At 60.5% G+C, this 24,051-nt stretch carries 23 protein-coding genes and 2 pseudogenes; 17 read left to right on the top strand and 8 right to left on the bottom strand.

The genetic code is table 11. The annotated features are described in order from the left end of the window. The 6 genes from C9E81_RS23175 to C9E81_RS21710 form a co-directional block, all read right to left on the bottom strand. Positions 1 to 238: hypothetical protein (locus tag C9E81_RS23175; protein WP_208021247.1), on the bottom strand; the 238-nt coding region annotated here is incomplete at its 3' end. 418 nt (positions 239 to 656) lie between these two features. Beyond that, positions 657 to 2,402: a DEAD/DEAH box helicase family protein gene (locus C9E81_RS21685; RefSeq protein ID WP_122114457.1), complete on the bottom strand. Its 1,746-nt coding sequence runs from the start codon at positions 2,400 to 2,402 to the stop codon at positions 657 to 659. Positions 2,403 to 2,507: 105 nt separating this feature from the next. Beyond that, entirely contained in the window at positions 2,508 to 3,782 is a 1,275-nt protein-coding gene (gene frc / locus C9E81_RS21690; protein ID WP_122114458.1) for a formyl-CoA transferase, read from the bottom strand. A gap of 975 nt (positions 3,783 to 4,757) precedes the next feature. After that, positions 4,758 to 6,050, bottom strand: coding sequence for a serine--tRNA ligase (gene serS / locus C9E81_RS21700; protein ID WP_122114459.1), 1,293 nt, complete (start codon positions 6,048 to 6,050; stop codon positions 4,758 to 4,760). Between the two features lie 146 nt (positions 6,051 to 6,196). Next, positions 6,197 to 6,535: an ArsR/SmtB family transcription factor gene (locus C9E81_RS21705; protein WP_122114460.1), complete on the bottom strand. Its 339-nt coding sequence runs from the start codon at positions 6,533 to 6,535 to the stop codon at positions 6,197 to 6,199. Then, positions 6,532 to 6,987: a thioredoxin domain-containing protein gene (locus C9E81_RS21710; RefSeq protein WP_243698770.1), complete on the bottom strand. Its 456-nt coding sequence runs from the start codon at positions 6,985 to 6,987 to the stop codon at positions 6,532 to 6,534. The genes C9E81_RS21705 and C9E81_RS21710 overlap by 4 nt, the downstream gene beginning before the upstream one ends. A 226-nt stretch (positions 6,988 to 7,213) precedes the next feature. Here C9E81_RS21710 and soxX point away from each other — a divergent pair, with 226 nt between their 5' ends. From soxX to C9E81_RS21795, 17 genes are all read left to right on the top strand, one after another. Next, a complete protein-coding gene (gene soxX, locus C9E81_RS21715) occupies positions 7,214 to 7,699 on the top strand; it encodes a sulfur oxidation c-type cytochrome SoxX (RefSeq protein WP_122114461.1) in 486 nt (161 codons plus the stop codon). 5 nt (positions 7,700 to 7,704) lie between these two features. After that, a complete protein-coding gene (soxY, locus tag C9E81_RS21720; protein ID WP_122114462.1) occupies positions 7,705 to 8,145 on the top strand; it encodes a thiosulfate oxidation carrier protein SoxY in 441 nt (146 codons plus the stop codon). A 21-nt stretch (positions 8,146 to 8,166) separates the two neighbouring features. Further along, the gene (gene soxZ / locus C9E81_RS21725; RefSeq protein WP_122114463.1) at positions 8,167 to 8,496 is read left to right on the top strand and encodes a thiosulfate oxidation carrier complex protein SoxZ; all 330 of its coding nucleotides are present in this window, start codon (positions 8,167 to 8,169) and stop codon (positions 8,494 to 8,496) included. A gap of 65 nt (positions 8,497 to 8,561) precedes the next feature. After that, positions 8,562 to 9,437, top strand: coding sequence for a sulfur oxidation c-type cytochrome SoxA (gene soxA, locus C9E81_RS21730; protein ID WP_243698771.1), 876 nt, complete (start codon positions 8,562 to 8,564; stop codon positions 9,435 to 9,437). 80 nt (positions 9,438 to 9,517) lie between these two features. Beyond that, positions 9,518 to 11,206, top strand: a complete 1,689-nt coding sequence (gene soxB / locus C9E81_RS21735) for a thiosulfohydrolase SoxB (protein ID WP_122114464.1) — start codon at positions 9,518 to 9,520, stop codon at positions 11,204 to 11,206. A 16-nt stretch (positions 11,207 to 11,222) separates the two neighbouring features. Then, complete coding sequence (gene soxC, locus C9E81_RS21740) at positions 11,223 to 12,491, top strand: sulfite dehydrogenase (protein ID WP_122114465.1); 1,269 nt, start codon at positions 11,223 to 11,225, stop codon at positions 12,489 to 12,491. Continuing rightward, a complete protein-coding gene (locus C9E81_RS21745; RefSeq protein ID WP_122114466.1) occupies positions 12,475 to 13,458 on the top strand; it encodes a c-type cytochrome in 984 nt (327 codons plus the stop codon). Before soxC ends, C9E81_RS21745 begins: the two co-directional genes overlap by 17 nt. Before the next feature lie 82 nt (positions 13,459 to 13,540). Then, on the top strand, positions 13,541 to 14,512 hold the full coding sequence (gene meaB, locus C9E81_RS21750; protein WP_122114467.1) for a methylmalonyl Co-A mutase-associated GTPase MeaB: 972 nt from the start codon (positions 13,541 to 13,543) through the stop codon (positions 14,510 to 14,512). A gap of 85 nt (positions 14,513 to 14,597) precedes the next feature. Then, the gene (locus tag C9E81_RS21755) at positions 14,598 to 15,647 is read left to right on the top strand and encodes a bifunctional transcriptional activator/DNA repair enzyme AdaA (protein ID WP_122114468.1); all 1,050 of its coding nucleotides are present in this window, start codon (positions 14,598 to 14,600) and stop codon (positions 15,645 to 15,647) included. Next, entirely contained in the window at positions 15,637 to 16,383 is a 747-nt protein-coding gene (locus tag C9E81_RS21760; protein ID WP_122114469.1) for an isocitrate lyase/PEP mutase family protein, read from the top strand. The genes C9E81_RS21755 and C9E81_RS21760 overlap by 11 nt, the downstream gene beginning before the upstream one ends. 128 nt (positions 16,384 to 16,511) lie before the next feature. Beyond that, positions 16,512 to 16,811, top strand: a complete 300-nt coding sequence (gene rpmB / locus C9E81_RS21765; protein WP_122114470.1) for a 50S ribosomal protein L28 — start codon at positions 16,512 to 16,514, stop codon at positions 16,809 to 16,811. 167 nt (positions 16,812 to 16,978) lie between these two features. Further along, a complete protein-coding gene (locus C9E81_RS21770) occupies positions 16,979 to 17,323 on the top strand; it encodes a hypothetical protein (protein WP_122114471.1) in 345 nt (114 codons plus the stop codon). Between the two features lie 32 nt (positions 17,324 to 17,355). Then, a complete protein-coding gene (locus C9E81_RS21775) occupies positions 17,356 to 17,835 on the top strand; it encodes a copper chaperone PCu(A)C (RefSeq protein ID WP_122114472.1) in 480 nt (159 codons plus the stop codon). A 172-nt stretch (positions 17,836 to 18,007) separates the two neighbouring features. Beyond that, on the top strand, positions 18,008 to 18,580 hold the full coding sequence (locus tag C9E81_RS21780) for a L,D-transpeptidase (RefSeq protein WP_122114473.1): 573 nt from the start codon (positions 18,008 to 18,010) through the stop codon (positions 18,578 to 18,580). A 2-nt stretch (positions 18,581 to 18,582) separates the two neighbouring features. Beyond that, positions 18,583 to 19,647 carry a tRNA 2-selenouridine(34) synthase MnmH gene (gene mnmH, locus C9E81_RS21785; protein ID WP_122114474.1) on the top strand — a complete coding sequence of 355 codons (1,065 nt, stop codon included), beginning with the start codon at positions 18,583 to 18,585 and terminating at the stop codon, positions 19,645 to 19,647. Positions 19,648 to 19,790: 143 nt separating this feature from the next. Further along, positions 19,791 to 21,125 carry an arylsulfotransferase family protein gene (locus C9E81_RS21790; RefSeq protein ID WP_147457642.1) on the top strand — a complete coding sequence of 445 codons (1,335 nt, stop codon included), beginning with the start codon at positions 19,791 to 19,793 and terminating at the stop codon, positions 21,123 to 21,125. A gap of 307 nt (positions 21,126 to 21,432) precedes the next feature. Next, positions 21,433 to 22,671 carry a Hint domain-containing protein gene (locus C9E81_RS21795; protein ID WP_243698772.1) on the top strand — a complete coding sequence of 413 codons (1,239 nt, stop codon included), beginning with the start codon at positions 21,433 to 21,435 and terminating at the stop codon, positions 22,669 to 22,671. Positions 22,672 to 22,680: 9 nt separating this feature from the next. Here C9E81_RS21795 and C9E81_RS21800 read toward each other — a convergent pair. Continuing rightward, positions 22,681 to 23,455, bottom strand: a pseudogene (locus C9E81_RS21800) (IS5 family transposase). Positions 23,456 to 23,791: 336 nt separating this feature from the next. Next, positions 23,792 to 24,051 (bottom strand): annotated as a pseudogene (locus C9E81_RS21805) (IS110 family transposase); the annotation flags it as partial.

The raw sequence follows: 24,051 nt of genomic DNA on the forward strand, positions 1-24,051 counted from the left end.
CCATCTGCCGGGCCAGCGCCAGCACGCCGTCGATGAACGGGCTTCCAGACTGGCGAGGCGCCCCATTTCCCGAACCGAGATCAGCTATGCGCCCAGCTCGATCGGCCTGCCCGGAAAGACTTCCTCCGGCATGGAGGTGCGATGCATTCCAAATTCGCCGCGCCGGCGATGCGGCGCTCCCTATCGACGCGGAAGCTGCTCTGAAATGATGGACGATTGCCTGCGCTTCCAGCACCATCCCGCGTGCGAGCGCACGGGTGCCGGTTCCGTCGCCACGATATCGAGCATCGCCCCTGTCAGGGCAGAGATGGGTTGAAACAGAGATTGTCCATAGCTTGAGTCAGATGTCGTTGCGGCGGCAATGACCGGATTTGGCGCCAGCGGCATCAGCATGGCCCCACCGCAGGGGCGAGATCTGAATCTGCCCTGCTATGGATTATTCCATTCGCCTGCATCTTGAGAATAGCGCGCTTTCAAGTTCGCCCATCGCTATACGGCGGTTCGCGGAGCAAGCTCTTTGGAGGCTTGTGGTTGCTCCGGTATCGCAGTTCCTTGCTTGATCGGAGCTCGCACATATATGCAGATGAGAAAGGGTCAAGTGGCCCCATTTTTCTTAAGCAGAAATCGACAGAGCCCGGTCATGCAATGCACCCGCCTCACCAGGCTCCCAACGTGTAATGCCGTTCATGTGCGGGATCGATCCTGACCATATCGGCCGCATGATCCTGACCGGATGCGGTATTGCCAGCTGTCGAATCCCGGCGCGATAACCACTCTAGGCCGTTGCGTTTCAGGAAATCCCCGGTTTCAAATCGACATTCGCCGTCAAGGAACTGCGCCAGCAGAGCCGCGTTGTCCCTGTGAATGAAGGATACTTTTGGAATCCGCTCGATGAATGTGGTCAGGATGTCGTCGCTGTCCACGGTCTCGGGGTGGACATCTTCGGGGCGCGTGGCATCGATATTGATCTGCTTGTAATCGTTCATCCGGCGGATGCAGTCCGGGTCCAGGATGGTAATCTCGCCGTTCCATCCGAAGGCTACCGTGCGAGGGCGCTCTCCATAGGCAACGCCATTGTCGAGAAACTCGAAATGCACCTTTGGGCTCTCCTTGCCGACCCAGGTCAGGAACAACTCGGGCATGCCCGTATAAGCTTCGATATTGTGAAAGAGCAGATCGTCGACGGCCTTGTAGCGGCCGGTTTCCCGGCCTCGCTTCCAGGCCCGCTCAACTGTTTCGATCGGGGGTGTGATGATGAAGAAGATGAATACCGTGTGGCCGAACCGGCTCAGCAGCCGCCCGTCGGTCTGCTGGTTCGTCGATAGTCGGAAACTGTCGAAACGGAAGCGATCAATCAACAGGTGCGGCAGTTTCGAGTGAGCTGCCTTTTCCTCCATGTAATTGTCCAGCTTCTTGTCGATGATTTCCAGCTCGTGCCCGGTCAGCATGGCGGCATATTTGAAATGCTCTCCCAGACTGTCGTAGTCCAGCAGGAACTTGCGCCAGTAATCCGGGCTGACAAGGGCGAAATCCTTCCAGTCTATGCCCAACCGTTCCGCCAGTTCGAGTTGCAGCGGACGGATCGTGCTTTTGCCTGCGGCGGACGCGCCCTTGACATTCATGACGAAAGGCTGCGCCTGACAGGGCAGCAACCGGTATCCTTCCTTGTCCACAGCCTTCAGGAATATCGGCTCGATCAGCGAGCTGATCATGCGGCTGCCATAGGAATTGCAGACCAGTCTCGAGGCAAGAGAGATGACAAGTGCCTTGTCTGCCATGAGACGACCGCGCTGCCCGACAATGCCGCCGACGACGGCCAGCAAGGCTCTGATACATGCCTGCTCCAGTGGATCGCCGGTTGCATCCAGGTGATTTTGCCATTCGTTAAGGGCAACGAGTTCGGGTTGGGCCGGAGTCCTGGCGGGCGGGCGTTTTCTTCCGAAAAACTTTCTCCAAAGACCCGGCTCATCATCAGCCATGCCCGGGCTGTTCCGCTTGAAGATATCGGTATCGAGGCGCTCTCCCAAGAGCTGTTTCACCTCGGTGCGGAGCCTGGAGAACTCGGTTTCCAGTTCCGGCAGCCTTGGCCGGATCGCGCCTTCGAGGATCCGGCTCGCCATGCTGCGAAGATTGATCCCGAGATCTTCGTAATTCGGTCCGTCCGGGACAAACAGTTCTGCCGTCACGCGGATCAGGATGTCGTGCATGGCCAATCGCTCGACCTTGAACGCGATCATTTCTTCGGGTTTCAGGCCACAGAAATCGGCCGCCTGTTTCGCCTCATCATATCCGATGTCCGAGTTTTCCGGGCGGTAAAGCGTGACCTGATGCAAGAGCTTCGAGGGAAGCTCGGAGGCCAGGCCAGGATTCCAGGCGGTGAACCGGTTCTCAGGTTTCGACATTTTTCGCCACCTTCCGCTGTGGCTGCGCCGGGGAGTTATTCCCATATCGCGGGAAGGCGGGCCATGGCTTGATGTGGCCCGCCTCTACGGAGCCGGGGCGCCGGCCTATTGCGCCGCCAGTTTGGCGGGATCGCCGAGCGCACCGCTTTGCTTCAAATCCTCGATCATGTGGTCGTCGAATTGCAGGACTTCGCGGAGGATGGTATCCGTATGCTCCCCCAGCAGGGGGGAGCGGGTGACTTCCGTTGGGCTCTCCGACAGCTTGATCGGGTTGCCGACCGACAGGTAGGAGCCCCGCACCGGGTGATCGACCTCGACAATCGTGCCAGTTGCCCGCAATGAAGGGTCGGCGGCCAGCTCCTTCATGGACAGGATCGGCCCGCAGGGGATGTCGCGCGCATTCAGGATCTCCATCACCTCGAACTTGTCGCGGGTTTGGGTCCAGTCCTCGATGCGGCCAAATACCTGGTTGAGGCGCGGCAACCGGGCGTCGGGCGTTGCGTAATCCGGATCGGTTTTCCATTCCGGCGCGCCGATCACGTCGCAGATCGCTTCCCATACCGGGGCCTGGGTGATGAAATAGATATAGGCGTTCGGATCACTCTCCCAGCCCTTGCATTTCAGGATGCGGCCGGGCTGCCCGCCGCCGGAGTCGTTGCCGGCGCGCGGGACGGAATCGCCGAATTCGACTCCTTCGCCGAACTGGCTGTATTCCTTCAGCGGACCATGCTCCAGGCGCTGCTGGTCGCGCAGCTTGACGCGGCAGAGGTTCAGAACGCCGTCCTGCATCGCCGCCGAGACCTTCTGGCCCTTGCCGGTGCGGGTGCGCTGGAACAAGGCCGTCACGATGCCGAGGCAAAGATGCAACCCGGTTCCGGAATCACCGATCTGCGCGCCAGTTACCAGCGGCAGGCCGTCGCGGAACCCGGTGGTCGAGGCCGCGCCGCCCGTGCATTGCGCGACATTCTCGTAGACCTTGCAATCCTGATACGGCCCCGGACCGAAGCCCTTGATCGAGGCCACGATCATGGCGGGATTGATTTCCTGTATCCGCTCCCAGGTAAAGCCCATGCGGTCCAATGCGCCCGGCGCGAAATTCTCGACCATCACATCGCATGTCCGGATCAGTTCTTCGAGAACCTTCTTGCCGCTCTCGTTCTTGGTATTGAGCGTGATCGAGCGTTTGTTGTGGTTGAGCATGGTGAAATACAGGCTGTCGGCATCGGGAATGTCCCGCAACTGGCCGCGTGTGATATCCCCGATACCGGGACGCTCGACCTTGATCACGTCGGCGCCGAACCATGCCAGCAACTGCGTGCATGTCGGGCCCGACTGGACATGGGTGAAATCCAGGATACGGACTCCTTCGAGGGCTTTCATTTCTTGCCTCCTGTCTTCTTTCCAACCTTGCTTTGCGGATCGATTACCTTGACGAGCGATTTTTGCCCGGCCTCCTTGTTCATCACCCGCGTGAATAGCTTTGCCGGCAGGTCCGGACAAATCCCGCTCGGATGGCCCGAGACGGCGGCCCGGGTCGCCCGGGCGGCCCCGATGCCGAAATCCTCGACATGCAGGACGCGGAATGCCGCCTTGCAGAGCGGCTTTGTGAAGGCAATTGGTTCATCTCCTCATGATCGCCCTGCTGTAGATCGTGTTTAGGCCGTTGAGCATAAGTGCATTATGACGAGATGAAAAATCATCTGTCAGTTCGGGTCTCACCTCGGCTTCAGACGGTTCGAGCCTGGGGGTGGCGGTCATGTGATATTGCTCCTCCCGTTGATGTTATTGTCTCTTTGCCGTCGGCGATTACCGCAGTCAGATCCTGATTCGGCAAGGGCTGCACGGTTCTTCCGGATAAAATTGGCATAATAAATGCCACGCATCAATCGAAACCTCTCCTTTCCGTTCCGGAAGATACCAAGAATTGGTCTATGGCACCACCGAACGGGACTGAACGACCTTGTCGAACAATCGGTTGATCGCGACCTATCGAGCAAGGGGGCGCTTCGCACCAATGCGGTTTCCCGCCGGTCTTGGCCGTAGATCTGTTCATGGCCGGTGGATCGGCGCGCTTCTGCAAATGGCACCCACCGGTCGCGGTGGCGTTGCCGGCCTCGATGTTCGTAGTGATCAGGGCTAGCGGAACTCTGAAATCATTGATGAGGGCTTCGGGGGGCAAGACCACTCATTGCAGTTTCGCCCATGTGATATGAAGCTTATGGTGATCTCCACGGATGAATGCACCATATGCGGGAATATCTGTCCTGCAGTCAGCCTGTTTTCGGGCTATATGAGCATCTTTTCGTGAATCCCGGATATTCGAAGGAAATGTATCTTTCACGAAAAGCCTGCGGTTCAGGCGAGCCTGCCGTCCGCTCCAAGCCGGGTGGCGCCGCCCAGATAGGGATGCAGGGCCGAAGGGAGGCTGACGGAACCATCCTCTTGCTGGCCGTTTTCGAGCACGGCGATCAGGCAGCGGCCGACAGCCAGTCCCGAACCGTTCAGCGTGTGGACGAACTCAGGCTTGCCACCGCCTTCGGGGCGATAGCGGGCATTCATGCGCCGCGCCTGGAAATCACTGCAATAGCTGACGCTGCTGATCTCGCGATATCTGTTCTGCCCCGGTAGCCAGACTTCCAGATCATGGGTGATGCGGGCGCCGAAGCCCATATCCCCGGTGCACAGAACGATGGTGCGATAGGGCAGTTCCAGTGCTTCCAGAACCGCTTCGGCGCAGCGGGTCATGCGGGCATGTTCATCCATGCCGGTTTCGGCATCGGTGATCGAAACCATCTCGACCTTCTCGAACTGGTGCTGGCGCAGCATCCCGGTCGTGTCGCGACCGGCGCTGCCCGCTTCGGAGCGGAAGCACTGGCTATGCGCCACCATGCGGCGGGGCAGGCTGGCATGATCGACAAGGTCGCCATGCACGGTGTTGGTCAGCGTCACCTCGGCGGTCGGAATCAGCCACCAGCCTTCGCGGGTCTGATAGCTGTCCTCACCGAATTTCGGCAATTGCCCGGTGCCGGTCATCATGTCTTCCAACACCAGCACCGGCGTCCAGGTTTCTTCCAGGTCATGGCGGGTCACATGCAGGTCGATCATGAACTGCGCCAGAGCGCGATGCAGCCGCGCCACGCTGCCTTTCAGCATCACGAAGCGGCTGCCTGACAGCTTGGCGGCGGTTTCGAAATCCATGCCGGGCCTGACGCCCGCGATCTCGAAATGCTCGACCGGGGCAAAGTCGAAATCGCGAGGCGTTCCCCAACGGTGCAGTTCGACATTGTGCTCTTCATCCTGGCCATCCGGAACGCTGTCCAGTGGCAGGTTGGGAATACCCATCAGGATCTCTCGAAGCCGCGCGTCCAAGTCCGCCGCCTCGGTCTGCATGCGGGCCACATCCGCCTTTTTCTCGGCAACCAACTCGCGCAGGCGCTCGAATTCGGCTTCGTCGCCGCGGCCCTTTGCTGCGCCGGCCTCCTTGCTGGCCCTGTTCTGTTCGGCTTGCGCAGTCTCTGCCTCGGCAATCCTTGCCCGCCGCTCGGCATCCAGCGACAGGATGGATGCGGACATCGTTTCCAGCCCCCGCCGTACCAGGGCGGCGTCGAAAGCTTGCGGGTTCTCGCGGATGGACCGGATGTCATGCATGTCTGTCACCGTCAAAGCTGATTGTCCCGGCTTTGACTAAACCATGCGGCAGCCGGACAAAAGCCTGCTTCTTCTTCATTCCAAATATCCCGGGGAGTCGCCGGAACGGTGGTGGGGCAGAGCCCCTTGCGACAGCGGCCGACTCGTCAGTTCGCGCAGAACAGGCGATGCATCAGCCCCACGACCTCCGCCGCACGGGGATCCGCTACGGAATAGAGGCGCGCCTTGCCGTCCCGCCGACATGTCACCAGGCCTTCCACGCGCAACCGGGCAAGTTGCTGGCTGACTGCCGCTTGCCGCTGGCTCAGGAGCTTTTCCAGTTCGGTAACTGTCTTTTCGCCGGTCGACAGATGACAGAGGATCATCATTCGCCCCTCATGTGCCAGGGCCTTCAGGAAAGAGGCGGCCTCGGCGGCGCGCTGCATCATCTCGTCCGAGCTGACGTCGTCCTGTGCTGGTTGCTTCAGTTCACCGACTTGCGTCATCCGCCCGCCTTTCCGGTAATTGCAGGAATATTCGCCTTGGATAGCATTTCGTCGATCAGCGGATAAAAATATTGATCGCCGGGATATCCTTCCAGCCGGGACAATTCGGCTCCTTCACGCAGAAGGATGAAGGTGGGTGTGATGGTCGGGCGGCGCTCCAGCGCGATACCGTCTGGCCACGGGCCATCGATATCCACGCGCAGCAACGGTGCCCTCAGCCCTTCGCTGGATTTCGCAAAGCCCGGTCCGATTTCGCGGTCCCATGCCTCGCAGTAGATGCAACCTTCCTGCTCGACCATCAAAAGGCGCAGAGGCGCAGACTGCCAGTCCACCCTGTCATCGGGAATTCGTCCGGCTTCGCCAGCCAGTGTCGGGGCGATGGATAAGGGGCCGCCAAGAGCCAACGTGACGGCAGCGATCGCGGCAGCGGATTTCACGGTAACTGCCCGCATTTGCGGTATTCCTTACAACTTCACTTATGCATATCTAATCATCTTTGCATGCCACCACAATAAATCCCGGGGTTTCCCGGTGCAATCGGCGGATTTCCTCTGCCGTTTTACGGTGTTAGAAGTTGAGGTGAAAAGAACATATAGAAAAATTCGAATTTTTTGTTGCCAAATGGTGGAGTCGCCTTTTACCTTGAGGGAAACCGTGAGACACCGGAGGGAGGATCGCATGCCACGCCACGCCACTTCGGCGGCAATGGCGGCAATGATGGCGTTGGCTTTTGCCGCGCCGCTTGCCGCCGAGACCGCGCCGCAGGACGTAGCTTTCACCGAATACGGCTCTATCGAGGCGCCGCTGATCGATTCAGCGGGCGATCCCGAGGAGGGCGCCAAGATCTATGCTGACAAGACCAGTGGAAACTGTGTTGCCTGTCATGTGATCAGTGATCGGCCGGATGCGGAATTCCAGGGCACGATCGGCCCGCCGCTGGACGGTGCCGGCGACCGTTGGGAGGCGGCGCAGTTGCGCGGGATCGTGGTGGATGCGAAGAAAACCTTCCCTGAATCGATGATGCCCGGTTTCTACAAGACCTCGGGTTACATTCGGCCCGGCGATGCCTTTACCGGCAAGGCGGGGACAGAGCCGCTGCCACCCATTTTGACGGCGCAGCAGGTTGAAGACGTCGTCGCCTATCTGGCGACGCTGAAGGAGTAAGAGGAATGATGATGGACAGACGTGACGTTCTGGTTTCCGGGACTTCCGCTGCTGCGCTCGGGATGTTGCCATGGGCCGCCCTGGCGCAGGACGCGGAACCGGAAAAGACGCTGGAGGAACTGATCGCGGAATTCACCGGCGGGGCCGAAGTGACGGAGGGTGAGGGGATCATGCTCGATGCGCCCGAGATCGCCGAGAATGGCAATACCGTGCCGATTTCGGTTGAGGCCGAGGGGGCGTCCGAGATCCTGGTGCTTGCGCCGGGCAATCCGGTTTTGCCGGTCGCGACCTTCAAGTTCGGTGAACTGGCCGGCAAGCATGCCGCCTCGACACGGATCCGGCTGGCGCAAACGCAGGATGTCACCGCCGTGGCCAAGCTGGCCGATGGCAAGTTCGTGCGGACGGCAGCGAATGTGAAAGTCACCATCGGCGGCTGCGGCGGCTGAGCGGATAGGAGAAGAAACCAGATGGCAGAAAACGTCAAACCCCGCGTCCGCGTGCCGAAAACCGCATCGGCCGGAGAGGTGATCACGATCAAGACGCTGATCTCGCACCAGATGGAATCAGGTCAGCGCAAGGACAAGGATGGCAACGTCATCCCGCGCTCGATCATCAATCATTTCAGCGTAAGCTTTAACGGTGCGCCGGTGCTCGACGTGGCGATGGAGCCGGCGATCAGCACGAACCCGTATTTCGAATTCGAGGCCAAGGTGCCGGAATCTGGCGAGTTCCTGTTCACATGGAAGGATGACGACGGCTCGGTCTACGAGGACAGGCAATCCATCGAGGTGTCCTGAGCGCGACAGGCAAGGCAGCCCCGGCCCGTTGCGAATGGCCGGGTGCCACCGAAGGGAGAAAGATTATGATGGTTTCGATTCACCTTTATACTCGTGCCGCGCTGGTTTCGGCATTCGCGCTGGTGCCGGCTTTGCCCATCATGGCCGAGACAGAGCCTGAAACGACCGACCCCATCGTTATCAATGGCGGCGAGATCGAACTGCCGACCGCCGTGCCCGCCCCCGCGCATCTGGATGGGGTGTTCGACCAGATTTATTCGGGCTGGCTGTTCCGCGATTCCGAAACGCAGGCGATGCAACTGGATGATTTCGAGAATCCCGGCATGATCTTTGTCGATCAAGGGATCGACGACTGGAACGCGGTCGAAGGCGAGGCGGGCAAAAGCTGCGCGTCCTGCCACGAGGAGATCGAAAGCATGAAGGGCGTCCGGGCCGTCATGCCCAAGGTCAACGGTAATGGCGAACTGTGGTCGCTGGAGGATTACATCAACGATTGCCGCACCAACCGGATGCAGGCCGAGGCGCTGGACTGGGATGGTGACAGAATGAAGAACCTGACGGCGGCGATCTCGGTGCAGTCTCGCGGCATGCCGATGAACGTGGCCATCGACGGCTCGGCCAAGCCTTTCTGGGAAAAGGGCAAGGAAATGTACTACACCCGCTACGGCCAGCTTGAACTCGCCTGCGCCAATTGCCACGAGGATCACTATGGCGACTGGATCCGGGCGGATCATCTGTCTCAGGGCATGACCAACGGTTTCCCGGTCTATCGCCTGAAACAGGCTGCGCTGGTCTCACAGCATAATCGCTTTCGCGGCTGCATCCGTGATACGCGGGCCGAGACATTCCCGATGGGCAGCGATGAATTCCGTGCCCTTGAGCTCTACGTTGCGTCTCGTGGCAATGGCTTGCCGGTCGAGGGCGTCAGCGTTCGTCATTGAGGATTGGCCCGTGCGGAAGCGCCGTGCGGGTCTTTTCATCTCAAACAATTTCATATATATGAATATGTAGGAGGATGCCGATGATTTCCCGCCGCGAGATGTTGCAGCTTGGCCTTGCCGGTTCGGCCGCCCTGACGGGGCTGGGTTTCAGCAACCTGTCCCGTGCCTTTGCACAGCAGGCGCTGACGCAGGACCAACTGCTGCAATTCGAGGATTTCGGCAACCTGACGCTGATCCATATCACGGACTGCCACGCCCATCTGCGCCCGGTCTGGTTCCGCGAACCCGATACCAATATCGGCGTCGGTGATGCGAAGGGCCGGGCGCCCCATGTCGTGGGCGAGGCGTTCCAGAAGATGTTCGGGATCACCCCCGGAAGCCCGGAGGCTTATGCGCTGACCTGGCCCGATTTTACCGATCTGGCCCGGACCTATGGCCGCATGGGCGGCTTTGACCGGATCGCCACCGTGGTCAAGGCGATCCGTGCCGCGCGGCCCGCCTCGATCCTGCTGGATGGCGGCGATACTTGGCAGGGCAGCTATACCAGCCTCCAGACCCGTGGCGAGGACATGGTGCGGGTGATGAACCTGCTGGGCGCGCAGGCGATGACCGGGCATTGGGAATTCACCTTCGGCACCGAGCGGGTGCAGGAGCTGATGGAGATGATGGACCAGCCGTTGCTGGGCGCCAATATCTTCGACGCGGAATGGGATGAGCCTGCTTTCGAGCCCTCGAAGATATTCGAGACAGGCGGTCTGCGCGTGGGTGTCGTGGGGCAGGCCTTTCCCTATACGCCGATCGCCAATCCAGGCTGGATGTTTCCCGAATACAGTTTCGGCATTCGCGAGGAACGCATGCAGCAGGTGGTGGACGAGCTGCGCGCCGAAGGTGTCGATCTGGTCGTCTGCCTGTCGCATAACGGCTTTGACGTCGATCATCAGATGGCAAGCCGGGTAAAGGGTATCGACGTGATCCTGTCGGGTCACACCCATGATGCAATCCCCGAGCCGGTCGTCGTGGGCGACACGATCATCATCGCCAGCGGCAGTCACGGCAAATTCGTCAGCCGCGTCGATCTGGACGTGCGGGACGGTAGGATGATGGGCTTCCGCCACAAGCTGATCCCGATCTTCTCGGATGTGATCCAGCCCGATCCCGAGATGGCTTCGCTGATCGAGGAGATCCGCGCGCCCTACAAGGCGGATCTGGAAGAGGTGATCGGCAAGACCGAGGGGCTTCTGTATCGCCGCGGCAATTTCAACGGTAGCTGGGACGACCTGATCTGCGACGCGCTGCTGTCCGAACGCGATGCAGAGATCGCGCTGTCGCCCGGCGTGCGTTGGGGGGCCTCGGTCCTGCCCGGCGACATCACCCGCGAGGACATCCATTCCGTGACCTCGATGACTTATGGGCAGGTCTATCGCAGCGAAATGTCCGGAGAGATGCTGAAAACCATCATGGAGGATGTCGCTGACAATATCTTCAACGCCGACCCCTATTACCAGCAGGGCGGCGATATGGTGCGCGTCGGCGGGCTTGGCTACAGCATCGACCCCTTCGCCGGGATCGGCAGCCGTATCAGTGGCATGACGCTGCTCAAGGATGACAGCCCGATCGACCCGGCGCGCAATTACGTCGTCGCTGGCTGGGCCTCGGTCAACGAGGGCACCGAGGGGCCGCAGATCTGGGACCTGGTCGAGAACCACATCCGGGCGCAAGGCACAGTCAGCCCGGCACCGAACAATTCCATCATCGTCACAGGAGACTGAGGGAGGAGCCACCCATATGTCAAAATTCGCAACCACCAGCCGCCGCGGCGTATTGCGGGCGGGGCTGGCGGCCGGTGCCCTGTTGCCTGCCGCCAGCCTGTCGGCCCGTGCCCAAGGCGGTCCCGATCCGCTGATTACTCAGGTGCAGGACTGGGCCCGCTATACCGGCGCGGGCGTGGATGAGACGCCTTATGGCCTGCCGATCCGCTTCGAGTCGGGCGTCATCCGCCGCAATGTCCCGTGGCTGACCGCCGATCCGATCAGTTCGATCAACTTCACGCCGATCCATGCGCTGGACGGCACGATCACGCCCGCCGGCTGCGCCTTCGAGCGGCACCATTCCGGCGCGATCGAACTGGCCAAGCCGGATTACCGCTTGATGATTAACGGCCTCGTGGACAGTCCGCTGGTTTTCACCTATGCCGATCTGGAACGCTTTCCCCGCCATTCCGGCGTCTATTTCTGCGAATGCGCGGCCAATAGCGGCATGGAATGGGCGGGCGCGCAGTTGAACGGTTCGCAATTCACCCATGGCATGATCCACAACATGGAATATGTCGGCGTGCCGCTGAAGACGCTACTGGCCGAGGCGGGCATCAGGCCCGAGGGGAAATGGCTCTATGTCGAAGGGGCGGACGCCTCCTCGAATGGCCGCTCGATTCCGCTGGAAAAGGCGCTCGACGATTGCATGGTCGCCTTCAAGGCCAATGGCGAGGCGCTGCGGATGGAGCATGGCTATCCCGCCCGCCTTGTCGTGCCGGGATGGGAGGGCAATCTCTGGATCAAATGGCTGCGCCGGATCGAGGTGACGTCGGGGCCGGTGGAGAGCCGCGAGGAGACCTCGAAATATACCGATACACTGGATAACGGGATCAGCCGGAAATGGACATGGGTGATGGACGCTAAGTCCGTCATCACCGCGCCCAGTCCGCAGGTGCCGGTCCGGCATGGCAAGGGGCCTCTGGTCATTACCGGACTGGCATGGTCGGGCAGGGGGGCGATCACCCGCGTCGATGTCTCGACCGATGGCGGCAGGAACTGGCGGACGGCGCGTCTTGCCGCTCCCGGCCAGCGCATGGCGGTGACCCGGTTCTGGCTGGATTACCATTGGGATGGCGAGGAAATGCTGCTGCAATCCCGTGCGATGGACGAAACCGGCTATGTGCAGCCGACCAAGGACGCGTTGCGCCAGATCCGTGGCGAGAACTCGGTCTACCACAATAACGGCATCCAGACATGGTGGGTGCGCAAGGATGGGAGCGCGGAAAATGTCGAGATATCGTGATGCCGTTCTGCTCACCGTCTTGCTCGCCTCCCCCGCTCTCGCGGAACCGCTCGGACTGGGGCGCGAGGCGCTGCCCGAGGAAATAGCGGCATGGGACGTGGATGTCATGCCGGACGGGACCGGCCTGCCCGAAGGTTCGGGCGATGTGGCGACGGGTGAAGGTCTGTTCCTGGAGAAATGCGCCGCCTGTCATGGTGATTTCGCCGAAGGGCTGGACAATTGGCCGGCCCTTGCCGGTGGGGAGGATACGCTGGATCGCGAGGACCCGGTCAAGACGGTCGGTAGCTACTGGCCGCATCTGTCCACGCTATGGGATTATGTCCACCGCTCGATGCCCTTCGGGCAGGCGCAGATCCTGACGCCGGACGAAACCTACGCGATAACCGCCTATATCCTCTATTCGAACTACCTGGTCGAAGAGGATTTCGTGCTGTCGAAGGAAAATTTTGCGGACATCACGATGCCGAACGCGGAGGGCTTTATCGTCGACGACCGCCCCGAAACCGAGTATCCGTTGTTCACAACAGAGCCTTGCATGGACAATTGCAAGGAGTCGGTCGAGATCACCATGCATGCCTCTGTCCTCGACGTGACGCCGGATGACGCTGCGGATAATGAAAAGGCAGGCGCGGACGACGAGGCGAGCCCGTCTCTTGATCCCGAACTGGTTGCCGCTGGAGAGAAACTGTTCGCGAAATGCAAGGCTTGTCACATGATCGGCGAAGGGGCGAAGAATCGCGTGGGGCCTGTGCTGAATGGTATCGTCGGCCGCGAAGCCGGAACCCAGGACGGCTACCAATATTCGCCTGCGATGATCGAATCCGGAATCACATGGGATGCTGATAACCTAGAGGCATTCCTGTCGGACCCGAAAGGCTTCCTGCCCGGGAACAAGATGTCATTTCCCGGTGTGAAGAAGCCCGAAGACATTGCCGGAATCATCGCCTATCTGCGGGCGCATCCATAATCCTGCCCCTTGGCATTTCCGCTTCAGCTAAATATCCACGTGGGCGTTGGGGGCAGACAGCTCCCGCTTCCGACGGGGCCGCATGACCGAATTGCTCGAACGTCTGACCAGGGGCGACCGCCGCGCATTGTCGCGGGCGATCACGCTGATCGAATCGACACGCGCCGACCACCGCGAGCGAGCCATATCTCTGCTGTCCCGACTGCCTCCGCGCCAGGCGCTTCGCGTCGGCCTGTCGGGCACGCCGGGTGTAGGCAAATCCACTTTCATCGAGACATTCGGCATGATGCTGACCGAACAGGGCCTCAAGGTCGCGGTCCTGGCCGTCGATCCGTCCTCGGCGCGCTCGGGGGGCTCCATCCTCGGCGACAAGACCCGGATGGAAACCCTGTCGCGCAACCCGATGGCCTTCATCCGCCCGACGCCCTCAAGCGCCCAGCTTGGCGGTGTCGCCCGCCGCACGCGCGAAACGATCCGGCTATGCGAAGCGGCGGGCTACGACGTGGTGCTGATCGAGACGGTAGGCGTCGGTCAGTCCGAGACGCTGGTGGCCGAGATGTCGGACCTGTTCACGCTGCTGCTGGCCCCCGCGGGCGGTGACGAGTTGCAGGGTGTCAAGCGGGGCATCATGGAGATGGCCGACCTGATCCTGGTAAACAAGGCCGATGGAGACCTGTTGGCAACCGCCCGTCGCACCGTCGCGGATTATGCTGGCGCCTTGCGCCTGTTACGCAAACGCTCTCAGGACCCGGAGGGATTTCCCAAGGCATTGGCGGTATCGGCCGCCACCGGGACGGGCCTTGAAAGCGCCTGGTCCGAGATGCAGGCATTGACCGGCTGGCGGCGCGAGCATGGGCATTTCGACGCGAACCGGGCTGCGCAGGCGCGTCACTGGTTCATGGCGGAATTGCGGGCCGGGCTGCTGGCGCGGCTGGATGAGCCTGATATCAAGGCCGAGTTGAAACGTCTCGGAGATGAGGTTGCGGCGGGCGGTATGGCTCCGGGAGCCGCAGCGGCGCGGATGCTGGATCGGCTGCGCAACACGCCGAGCTGATGGCCGCGGTGAAATAAACGCCCGATTTTGCGCCCCACAGTACAAGCGAATCGGTTACAAACGGGGCATGAGGAAGGATACCGCCATGCTCGACCTGCCCGAACCCGAGACGCTTTATGCCGCGCTTTTGGCTCGTGACCCCGCCTATGAGGGCCGCGCCTATGTCGCGGTCACGACAACAGGGATCTTCTGCCGCCTGACCTGCCCCGCCCGCAAGCCGCGCCCGGAGAACTGCCAGTGGTTCACCCGCCCGGCGGATGCGCAGGCGGCCGGGTTCAGGCCCTGCCGCCGTTGTTTTCCCACCGGGCCTACCGCCGAGGGCGACAGGATCGTATCGCGGCTGATGGCCTTGCTGAAGAAGGATCCCTTGCGGCGCTGGTCCGAAACCGATCTGGTCGGGATGGGATTGGATCCTTCGACCGTCAGGCGCGCATTTCGCCGCCAGTTCGGGCAGAGCTTTCTGCAGATGGCGCGGGCCGCCCGCTTGCGCGGAGGAATGAGGACATTGACGGAGGGAGCCATGATGATCGAGGCGCAACTGGATGCTGGATTTGATTCGGCTTCGGGCTTTAGAAACGCCTTCACGAGGCTGTTCGGGCATCCGCCGCATATCTGGCGCGGGGCTGCCGATCTGCGGGCTGACTGGATCGATACGCCGCTTGGCGGGATGATCGTTATCGCGGATGGCGAGGCATTGCATCTGCTGGAATTCATCGACCGCAAGGCACTGCCGGAGGGGCTTCGTAAGCTTTCGGGTCTTGTCGGCGGGCGCATCGGCTTGGGACGAAGCCGGATAACCGATCAGGTCGAAGCGGAGCTGACCGCTTATTTCGATGGCCGCAATCCGCGCTTTGCGGTCCCCGTTCATTTGCATGGAACCACGTTCCAGACCCGTGTCTGGCAACAATTGCAGGCAATTCCCGCGGGCGAGACGCGCAGCTACGCCCAGCTTGCGAACGAGATTGGCCAGCCGACCGCGACACGGGCCGTTGCCCGTGCCAATGCCACCAACCGCATCGCGCTGATCGTGCCCTGCCACCGCGTCATCGGCGCGGATGGCAGCCTGACCGGCTATGCCGGCGGCCTTTGGCGCAAGGAGAAACTGATAGAAACCGAGAGAGCCTATGCCCACTGAAAAATCGTTTCGCGATCTGCATCAGCCCGGCAATCCGCTGATCCTTTTCAATATCTGGGATGCCGGATCCGCAGCCGCCGTGGCACGTGCCGGAGCAAGAGCACTGGCGACGGGGAGCGCCTCGGTCGCCGGTGCGCTTGGTTATCCCGATGGCGAGGCAATCCCTCTGGACATGCTGTTACAGGTCGTGGCGCGCATCCGGGCGGTGTCGGACCTGCCGCTGACCGTGGATTTCGAGGCGGGCTATGGCGACACTCCCGCCGAAATTGCCGGCAACGCTGCTCGCCTGGACATGATGGGCGTCGCCGGGATCAATTTCGAGGACGGCGTTCCCCCTGAAAACGGCATCCGGTCTGCCGCCGAACATGCCGAACGAATCGCTGCCATTCGAGCCCGGACCGGGTTGTTCATCAATGCCCGCACCGATCTGTTCCTGCAGAACCCGTCCGACGCGCATGCCGCTCTGCTGTCCGAGGCGGCGGCGCGTGCGGTGACCTATGCCGAGGCCGGGGCGGACGGCTTTTTTGCGCCGGGACTGACGGAGCCATCGTTGATCAGCGAATTATGCCGCGATTCCCCGCTGCCGGTGAATATCATGGCGTCACCCTCGGCTCCTTCCATCACCGATCTGGCGGGTCTGAACGTCGCCCGGGTCAGCTTCGGTCCCTTCCCGTGGCGCGACACGATGGCGTTTTTGACACAGGCGGCCGCCAAACAGCTTGGGCAAGGGGCTTGACGGGGGGCACCGGTCGCTATAATCACCCGCGAACGGAATTCCGGGCGCCGCTTTGCTGCGCCCTTTCACATTGGGACGAACCCATCCGCAGGGAACGCCCGTTAAAGCTGAGACGAAGGATAAACACCATGTCGCGCGTCTGCGAACTGACCGGCAAAGGCCCGATGACCGGCAACAATGTCAGCCACGCCAATAACAGGACCCGCCGCCGGTTCCTGCCGAACCTCAACGAGGTCACGCTGACATCCGAAAAGACGGGCCGCAGCTATTCCCTGCGCATTTCGGCCGCAGCCCTGCGCTCGGTCGATCATCGCGGTGGCCTGGACGGCTTCCTGGCCAAGGCCAAGGATGCCGAACTGTCGGCCCGCGCCCTGAAAATCAAGCGCGAGATCGCCAAGCTCGACGGCCCGGCTGAGCTGCAAGCCTGATTGACGGTTGCCGTATCGATGCGTTGCGCCCCGCTTCGGCGGGGCTTTCGCGTTTGCGCATAAATCTCCGTGGCGTTTCAAGTTGTAGCTTGCAAAGCGGCAAGATTACTTGAAATGCGACGGATTGCCCACTGGCAGAGATGCGCCGATCGGATAGACTGTGGCCCATGCGATACGCCCTGCGCCTTGTTCTGATCCTTTGCCTGACCCTGACCGGCGTCGGCTTGGGCATGGCGCGCGGAACCGTGCAAAGCGGCGGGCAAGTGGTGATCTGCACTGGACAGGGTGTTGTCGTCCGCTATGTTCCCGGGGCTCCGGGGAAAACCTCGGCACATGTTTGCCCCGACATGGCATTGTCCTTGCTCAGCGCGCCTGCTGTGCATGACATTTCGGTGGTCGGTGCTTCCGGCCTGCACCGGCTGGTGATGCTGCCCGATGCAGCTTTGGGGGTGTCACGGCCGATGCCTGCCGCGGCTGCGCGCGATCCTCCGGCGGGTTCGGTCGTTATCTGATCGAGCCACCGAAAGTCAAAGAGGATACAAATATGAAAACCATGGCCTTTGCCGCTGCGGCGGTGCTTGTTCCCTGTGCCGCCCTTGCCCATGACGGCATGGCAGTCAAGGATGCCTATGCGCGCGGCGCGAATCCCAAGTCGGGGGCGGCTTTCATGCTGCTGGAAAACCACCGCAAGGTCGATTGCACCCTGCAGGGCGCGGCTTCGGATGCGGCGGAAAGGGTGCTGCTGCATACGAGCGAGGAAACCGATGGTGTCATGAAGATGCAATCGGTAGAGGGTATCACGATCCCGGCGGAAGGCGAATATCTTATGCAGCGTGGAGGCGATCACGTGATGATGATGGGCCTAAAAGCGCCGCTTGAGGATGGCCAGACGGTAAAGCTTACGCTGGATTTCGGCGATTGCGGAAGCGAGGAGATCGAGGTGCCGGTCGATAACCAGCGCGGTGCCGATCACGTCTCTCATGATGATGCGGAGGAAGCCGGGACCGGACACGAAGGCCACTGACGGCGAATCCCGGGCGGCGGTCCTGCCGGACGGCCGCCGCAGATGCTGCGCTGAAGACACGCCGCCCGCTTCGAGCCTTGTGAAGACGCCTTGATGAGTTGCAAAAACCGGTCCATTCGCGATAGTGTTTGACCGAGTAGAAAATTCGAGCAGCCTACAGGAAACATCCGCCATGAATCGCCGTCAGTTGATGTCGCTGGCCTTGCCGCTGATCACCGTTCCGTCGCTGGCGCTGTCACAGACCGCCCCCGCCACGCCGGTAAAGGCGCAGGCCGGTGATCCCTATGCGCCCACCGAAGTCGCGATCCGCGACGATTTCGAGGTCGGCAGCATTGTCGTGGTCAGCAAGGATTTCTTTCTTTACCACGTTATCGCACCCGGCAAGGCGATCCGTTACGGGGTCGCCGTCGGCAAGGATGAACTGGTGTGGAAGGGTAAGGCGACTGTAGGCCGCAAGGTCGAATGGCCAAGCTGGCGCCCGACGCCGGAGATGATCAAGCGCAACCCCGCCGCTTACGAGAAATACAAGGACGGTATGCCGGGCGGTCCGACAAATCCCTTGGGTGCACGGGCACTGTATCTCTATAACGCAAACGGGCAGGATACCGCGATCCGCATCCATGGCACGACCGAACCGGGTTCGATCGGACGTGCGGTCTCGAATGGTTGCCTGAGGATGCGCAACGAGGCGGTGATGAGCCTCTTTGATCAGGTGCCTATCGGAACGCCCGTCTACGTATTCTGACATTGCCGGTGAACCTGACCCGTGTCGCGGACCCCGCCTTGGCGGGGTTCGATGATATTATAGACGTTCGTTCACCCTCGGAATTCGCCGAGGATCACTTGCCCGGCGCGATCAATCTGCCGGTTCTGGATGACGAGGAACGCGCCCGGGTCGGTACGATCTACAAGCAGGTGTCTCCTTTCGATGCCCGAAAGCTGGGCGCGGCGCTGGTGGCGCGGAACGCGGCGCGGCATATCTCGGAGGTGCTGACCGACCGGGATGGCGCCTGGAAGGCTCTGGTCTATTGCTGGCGCGGTGGGCAGCGCTCGGGCAGTTTTGCCACCATCCTCAGACAAATCGGCTGGCGAATCGATACGATCGAAGGTGGCTATAAATCCTGGCGCGCCCTGGTGGTGGATCTGGTGCAGAACGGCCCGGTGGCCGCGCCGGTGGTGGTTCTGGACGGCAATACCGGCAGTGCCAAGACTGCGGTCCTGCATCGTCTGGCTAAGCGGGGTGCCCAGATCATCGACCTCGAAGGATTGGCCAGGCATCGTGGCAGCCTGTTCGGTGCGATGCGAGGCGGGCAGCCCAGCCAGAAGATGTTCGAGGGAAAATTGGCACTTGCCCTGGAGGGGCTGGATCCCGCGCACCCGGTGCTGGTGGAGGCTGAAAGCAGCCGGGTCGGCGATCTTCTGGTGCCCAAGGCGCTGTGGCAGGCTGTTTGCGCGGCGCCACGTATCCGGCTGGAGGTTCCACTCGGTGAGCGCGCGGCTTATTCGGCGCGCGATTATCGCGATGTCGTAGAGGAACCCGAAAGGCTGGATGCGATCATCGCAGCCCTGTCCCCCTTGCATCCGGCGGAGCGGATAGAGGGATGGCTGGCACAGGCGAAGGCCGGCGAATGGAGGGAGCTGGCCGAAGGGTTGATGCGCGATCATTACGATCCGCGCTATCGCAAGCATCGCGAGCGCTATGCCGCACGCGAGAAGGCCGTGGTGCCGGTAAGCAGCCTGCAGGACCTCGATGCAGTTGCCGGGCAGGTCGAGGCGGCGCTGGAGCGCTTGAGGGGACAAGGCCGGGGATGATTGTGGCCGGGATACTCACGCGAAGCTTTGTACAAGCCGAACCGGTCTGACACCGTATTGAAATCTGCCGCTTATCCGCAGGTTTTTGCTCATCTCCGCGTGTCATCGCAACCTGGCGAGGATGTCGGGTACCTGCCGTTGTATTGTATGGTTGCAGGGTATTAGCATGTGCGGGAAGCTATTTTTCGTTAGACAATCCTGCCTTGAAACCAGAAATCTCAGACCGCGCTATCCGCACCCTGTTTGTCACTTCGCTTGTGGTAATCTCTGTCGCCTATGGGACCGTTTCTGCATGGTGGAACTGGTTTCCCGCCCCTCAAATCGGCCTGGCGTATCGCACGTTAATGGATGTCGCGGCGAATTGGCGAAATGACATCGGCCTGGAGCCCACGCGGCATCTGGTCAGCCCCGTTGCCGCGAGCCCGGATCCCGAACGCGGCTTATCGGGAAAACCGGCGGGCAGCACCGCCGAAGGCTATATCCTCGTCGCCGGATTGAGCGAGACACAGGAAGAGTCCTTTCACTCGGTTCGCCTTTATGATGGCGAGGGGAACGAGGTGCATCGCTGGCCGGTGCGCTACGATCTGCTCGATACGGTTCACAAGCCGCAATATGTGCTGCTGCACGGCATGGAGGTTTTCGAGGACGGTTCCCTGGCGCTGACCTTCGATGCGGGGGAAGCCATTGCCCGCATCGACGCCTGTGGTCAGCCGATCTGGAGGCAAAACGGCCGCTACTATCACCACACCATCAATCGCGATGGTGAAGGCCGCCTGGTAACGTTGGGCGATGACGGTGTTTTTCGGTTGGACGAGGAAACGGGTGAAATCCTGGACAGCATCAGCATCCACGAAGAGATGGTCCAGGGCCAGAACCAAGAGCAGAGAGCATTGCTGAACATCCACAGCCGCACGCCCGAAAGCGCGGAGGAAGAGGTAACCCTGCTGCACGATCCGTTCCATCCCAACGATGCAGAGCCTTTGCGTGCCGATATGGCCGATGCATTTCCGATGTTCGAGGCGGGGGACGTGTTGCTGAGTATGCGAGAACTCAATCTGATCACAGTGATCGATATCGAGACAGGCAAGATGAAGTGGTGGCGTTACGGTCCCTGGTTCAAGCAGCATGACCCCGATTTCCAACCGGACGGTACCATCACGGTCTTCAACAATAATCCTGATTCCGGCGCAAGCAGCATCATGTCAGTCCGTCCCGGGGAGGAGGATGTAGAAACGCTGTTTGCGGGGAGTGATGGGGTGCCGTTTTACAGTTGGCGCCGGGGTAAACACCAAATCCTCCCGGACGGTAATATCCTGCTGACCGAGGCTGAAGGCGGGCGCGTGCTGGAGGTGACGCCCGAAGGCCGATTGGTCTGGGACCGCAACATGAGATGGGACGCCGAAAAAAACGGCATCATCACCGAAGCGCGTTATGTGCCCGGAGATTTCTTCGAAGGCGGCGTGCCTAGTTGCGGCTGATGCATCCGGCTGCGAGCGTTAACCAAGACCCGGCCCGTATGCAGTTTGTTGATGGATCGTATCCTGTAGCTCGGTTCAGCTGTATTTGTTACCGGTCACAGCGTACTTGCCATGGCATTCCTGTAAAAGCGGCTGCAGGTCTTGTGTCAGGAGGTTAGCGGAGGCGCCAACATATTTACATTTTCGCATTTTTGATGCCTCCTATTAACTAGGATTACATGCGGAAGACCTGGCCGGCGGAGTAAAAAAACTTTCGGCAAGGATGTTCAAATCTGTTCAATGGTTTCGAGGGTGAAGAGTAAGAAAAATGGCAGTGTATGATTTCCATGTGATCTATTTGGGGAAGGTCGGAATCGAGGACTGGGATACGGATTCTTCGCCGTCAGATTCCAACATTCTGGAAAATATCGATTCCTTCATCGGCTACGATTCCAGCACTGTTTTTGGCGATTCCCTGTGGAAGCAACGGGGAACCGCAAAAGTCGATGCCAAGAATGATACCTTTGACGGCCGTATATATGAGGATAGCACCTACAACCACGGCGGCCCTTATCCGAACTCCGATGGCGGCATCTCATATTTCGAAGACAGCGCAACAATCAGTTGGGCCGGTGGCGAGGCTCAGTACATCGACTCCTTTGCAGCCGTCGAAATGGACGTCACATTCGCGGATGAGCCTGTCACGGGAACGGCAAGGTTTCTACAGACCATGACAGGCGATACGTTTATGCTGTCATATGATTATAACAGCCAGGATTTATTCGGATATGAGTTTGATATCACATCCCGCCCCATAGCAAGCATCAATATCAGGAGTATTCCCGAACTTGAACGTGACGGGTTTTCTTATATCTATGGCGATCAATACGATAACGAAACCTTCGCTGCCTGTTTTGCTCCCGGAACATTGATAGCAACCCGGGAGGGCGAGCGTGCGGTCGAGACGCTTGCGGTCGGCGATCTCGTGTATACCCGTGATTGTGGTTTGCAGCGGATACGCTGGATCGGATCCAGACTGTTTACCGCGGAGGATTTGCGGTCGTCACCCAATCTGCGCCCCATACGAATACGGAAGGGAAGCTTGGGGAAGGATATACCATCCCGCGACCTGGTGGTTTCGCCACAGCACCGAATTTTGCTTCGGAACCGGGTGGCCAAGCGCATGTTCGGCGGAGCGGAGGTGCTGGTTGCTGCAAAGCACCTGATGGAAATCCATGGCGTAAGCTTGGCTGAGGATATGGAGGAAGTCGAGTATTTCCACATAATGTTCGGCCGCCATCAACTCGTCTATTCGAACGGAGCCGAGACTGAGTCGATGTATGCGGGAAAAATGGCGATGAAAGCAGTTCCCCGTGAGCAGGCAGAAGAAATATTTGCCATCTTTCCAGAATTGCGAGATGTCACGATGAAGGATTTTCCTGCTCCGGCACGGCTTCTTGTGCCCGAGCGGAGGGCACGTCAACTTGCTGCTCGGATCAGGAAAAATGAGCATGTTGGGGGCTTCGAACCCCCGGTTCTACCTCAAGTTCAGGATCGGCGTGGCTAGGGTCAGGTCTCATAACCAGAACATGACGGCAGCGAGAGCGACGGCGGAGAGGAAGACCTTGGGGCATCTGTGGTAACGGGTCGCCACGCGCCGCCGGTCCCTGAGCCTGCCGAACATGATCTCGATGCGGTTGCGGCGTTTGTATCGGCGCTTGTCGTATTTGACGGGTTTGTCGCGGAACTTCCGGCCAGGATGCAGGGTCTTATGCCCTTGTCTTTCAGCGCGTCACGGAACCAGTCTGCATCGTAACCCCGGTTCGCGAGCAGCCAGTCCGCTTCAGGCAGGCTGCTCCGGAGCGCGGCTGCGCCGGTGTAGTCGTTGACCTGACCGGCGGTCATGAAGAATTTGAGGGGGGCAGCCCCTGGCGTCGGTGACGGCATGCAGCTTGGTGTTCATACCCCTAGGTGTCCACGCTCCCCTTTTTCACCGCGAGGCTGGAGACCGTGCGGTGAGCTTTGCGGTACTCGCGCAGGCCCACTCGAACGCATGGCGTTCGCCTGCTCACATCGATCATGATCGTCTTCTGAGCCGCGGCCTCCGCAGCCAGCCCCTCGAAATTCCTGGCGAACACGCCCATCTCGCTCCAGCGCTTCCAATGGTTGCGGAGCGCCTTCGGTGGAGCATATTCGGCCGGCGCATCGCATCACCGCAAGCCATTGCGATTGATGAAGATTATCCGGCTCAGAACGCGCCGATCATCGACCCCCGGCTTGCCATGATCCTTCGGAAAGAAAGGCTGCAGCCGCTCCATCTGCGCATCGGTCAGCCAGAAAAGATTGCTCATCAATGCCTCCCATCAGTTGGAGAGCGTGAAACATGCGAGCAGAACCCCCGCAGGCAAATTAATGGCTCCTTCTCTATTCGGCGTTCCCTCGTCAAGCGCCTTCGAGCAATTATTCGTGGCGGGATTTCAGGTCTTTCGCGGGCCCTCGCTTCTCTTCGGGATCAGCACGCTGGCTCTCCCATCATGGGATCAGAAGAGTGAAGCGGTCCAATCTGAATCGCGGCCTGGCAGTCATAATGCTGCCGGAACTGGACCCATTGCGAACTCGCCTCACCCATCGTCCCGCGAAGGACACTTTCCCACCTATGGTGGAACTTTAACTCCTTTCCGGGTCGATCACATCGCGATTACTTCCTCCCGCGACCAACGGAACTCGCTGCCATCGACCCACATCCTGTGCATGATCACCGCGAGGCGCCGCGCCAAAGCCACGACGGCCTTCTTGAAGCCGCTGCGCTTCACTACCCCCACGGCCCAAGCTTTCAGCCACGACCATTTCTTCACCCTGGTCAGCATGGCTTGCGCCGCCTCATACAGCAAAGCCCGCATCATTCCGTCGCCACACAAGGACACCCGGCCCACGCGTTGGCTTTCTC

It is taken from the genome of Paracoccus alkanivorans, from assembly GCF_003697785.1.
Taxonomy (GTDB): Bacteria; Pseudomonadota; Alphaproteobacteria; order Rhodobacterales; family Rhodobacteraceae; genus Paracoccus; species Paracoccus alkanivorans.

Coding starts and splice junctions, on each gene's coding strand:
- C9E81_RS21685 (WP_122114457.1), bottom strand. CDS start 2,402: ATGTCGAAACCTGAGAACCGGTTCACCGCCTGGAATCCTGGCCTGGCC.
- C9E81_RS21775 (WP_122114472.1), top strand. CDS start 17,356: ATGAAAACCATGGCCTTTGCCGCTGCGGCGGTGCTTGTTCCCTGTGCC.
- soxY (WP_122114462.1), top strand. CDS start 7,705: ATGATGATGGACAGACGTGACGTTCTGGTTTCCGGGACTTCCGCTGCT.
- soxZ (WP_122114463.1), top strand. CDS start 8,167: ATGGCAGAAAACGTCAAACCCCGCGTCCGCGTGCCGAAAACCGCATCG.
- soxX (WP_122114461.1), top strand. CDS start 7,214: ATGCCACGCCACGCCACTTCGGCGGCAATGGCGGCAATGATGGCGTTG.
- soxC (WP_122114465.1), top strand. CDS start 11,223: ATGTCAAAATTCGCAACCACCAGCCGCCGCGGCGTATTGCGGGCGGGG.
- soxB (WP_122114464.1), top strand. CDS start 9,518: ATGATTTCCCGCCGCGAGATGTTGCAGCTTGGCCTTGCCGGTTCGGCC.
- C9E81_RS21760 (WP_122114469.1), top strand. CDS start 15,637: ATGCCCACTGAAAAATCGTTTCGCGATCTGCATCAGCCCGGCAATCCG.
- C9E81_RS21710 (WP_243698770.1), bottom strand. CDS start 6,987: ATGCGGGCAGTTACCGTGAAATCCGCTGCCGCGATCGCTGCCGTCACG.
- C9E81_RS21705 (WP_122114460.1), bottom strand. CDS start 6,535: ATGACGCAAGTCGGTGAACTGAAGCAACCAGCACAGGACGACGTCAGC.
- C9E81_RS21795 (WP_243698772.1), top strand. CDS start 21,433: ATGGCAGTGTATGATTTCCATGTGATCTATTTGGGGAAGGTCGGAATC.
- soxA (WP_243698771.1), top strand. CDS start 8,562: ATGATGGTTTCGATTCACCTTTATACTCGTGCCGCGCTGGTTTCGGCA.
- C9E81_RS21780 (WP_122114473.1), top strand. CDS start 18,008: ATGAATCGCCGTCAGTTGATGTCGCTGGCCTTGCCGCTGATCACCGTT.
- C9E81_RS21745 (WP_122114466.1), top strand. CDS start 12,475: ATGTCGAGATATCGTGATGCCGTTCTGCTCACCGTCTTGCTCGCCTCC.
- meaB (WP_122114467.1), top strand. CDS start 13,541: ATGACCGAATTGCTCGAACGTCTGACCAGGGGCGACCGCCGCGCATTG.
- serS (WP_122114459.1), bottom strand. CDS start 6,050: ATGCATGACATCCGGTCCATCCGCGAGAACCCGCAAGCTTTCGACGCC.
- C9E81_RS21770 (WP_122114471.1), top strand. CDS start 16,979: ATGCGATACGCCCTGCGCCTTGTTCTGATCCTTTGCCTGACCCTGACC.
- rpmB (WP_122114470.1), top strand. CDS start 16,512: ATGTCGCGCGTCTGCGAACTGACCGGCAAAGGCCCGATGACCGGCAAC.
- frc (WP_122114458.1), bottom strand. CDS start 3,782: ATGAAAGCCCTCGAAGGAGTCCGTATCCTGGATTTCACCCATGTCCAG.
- C9E81_RS21755 (WP_122114468.1), top strand. CDS start 14,598: ATGCTCGACCTGCCCGAACCCGAGACGCTTTATGCCGCGCTTTTGGCT.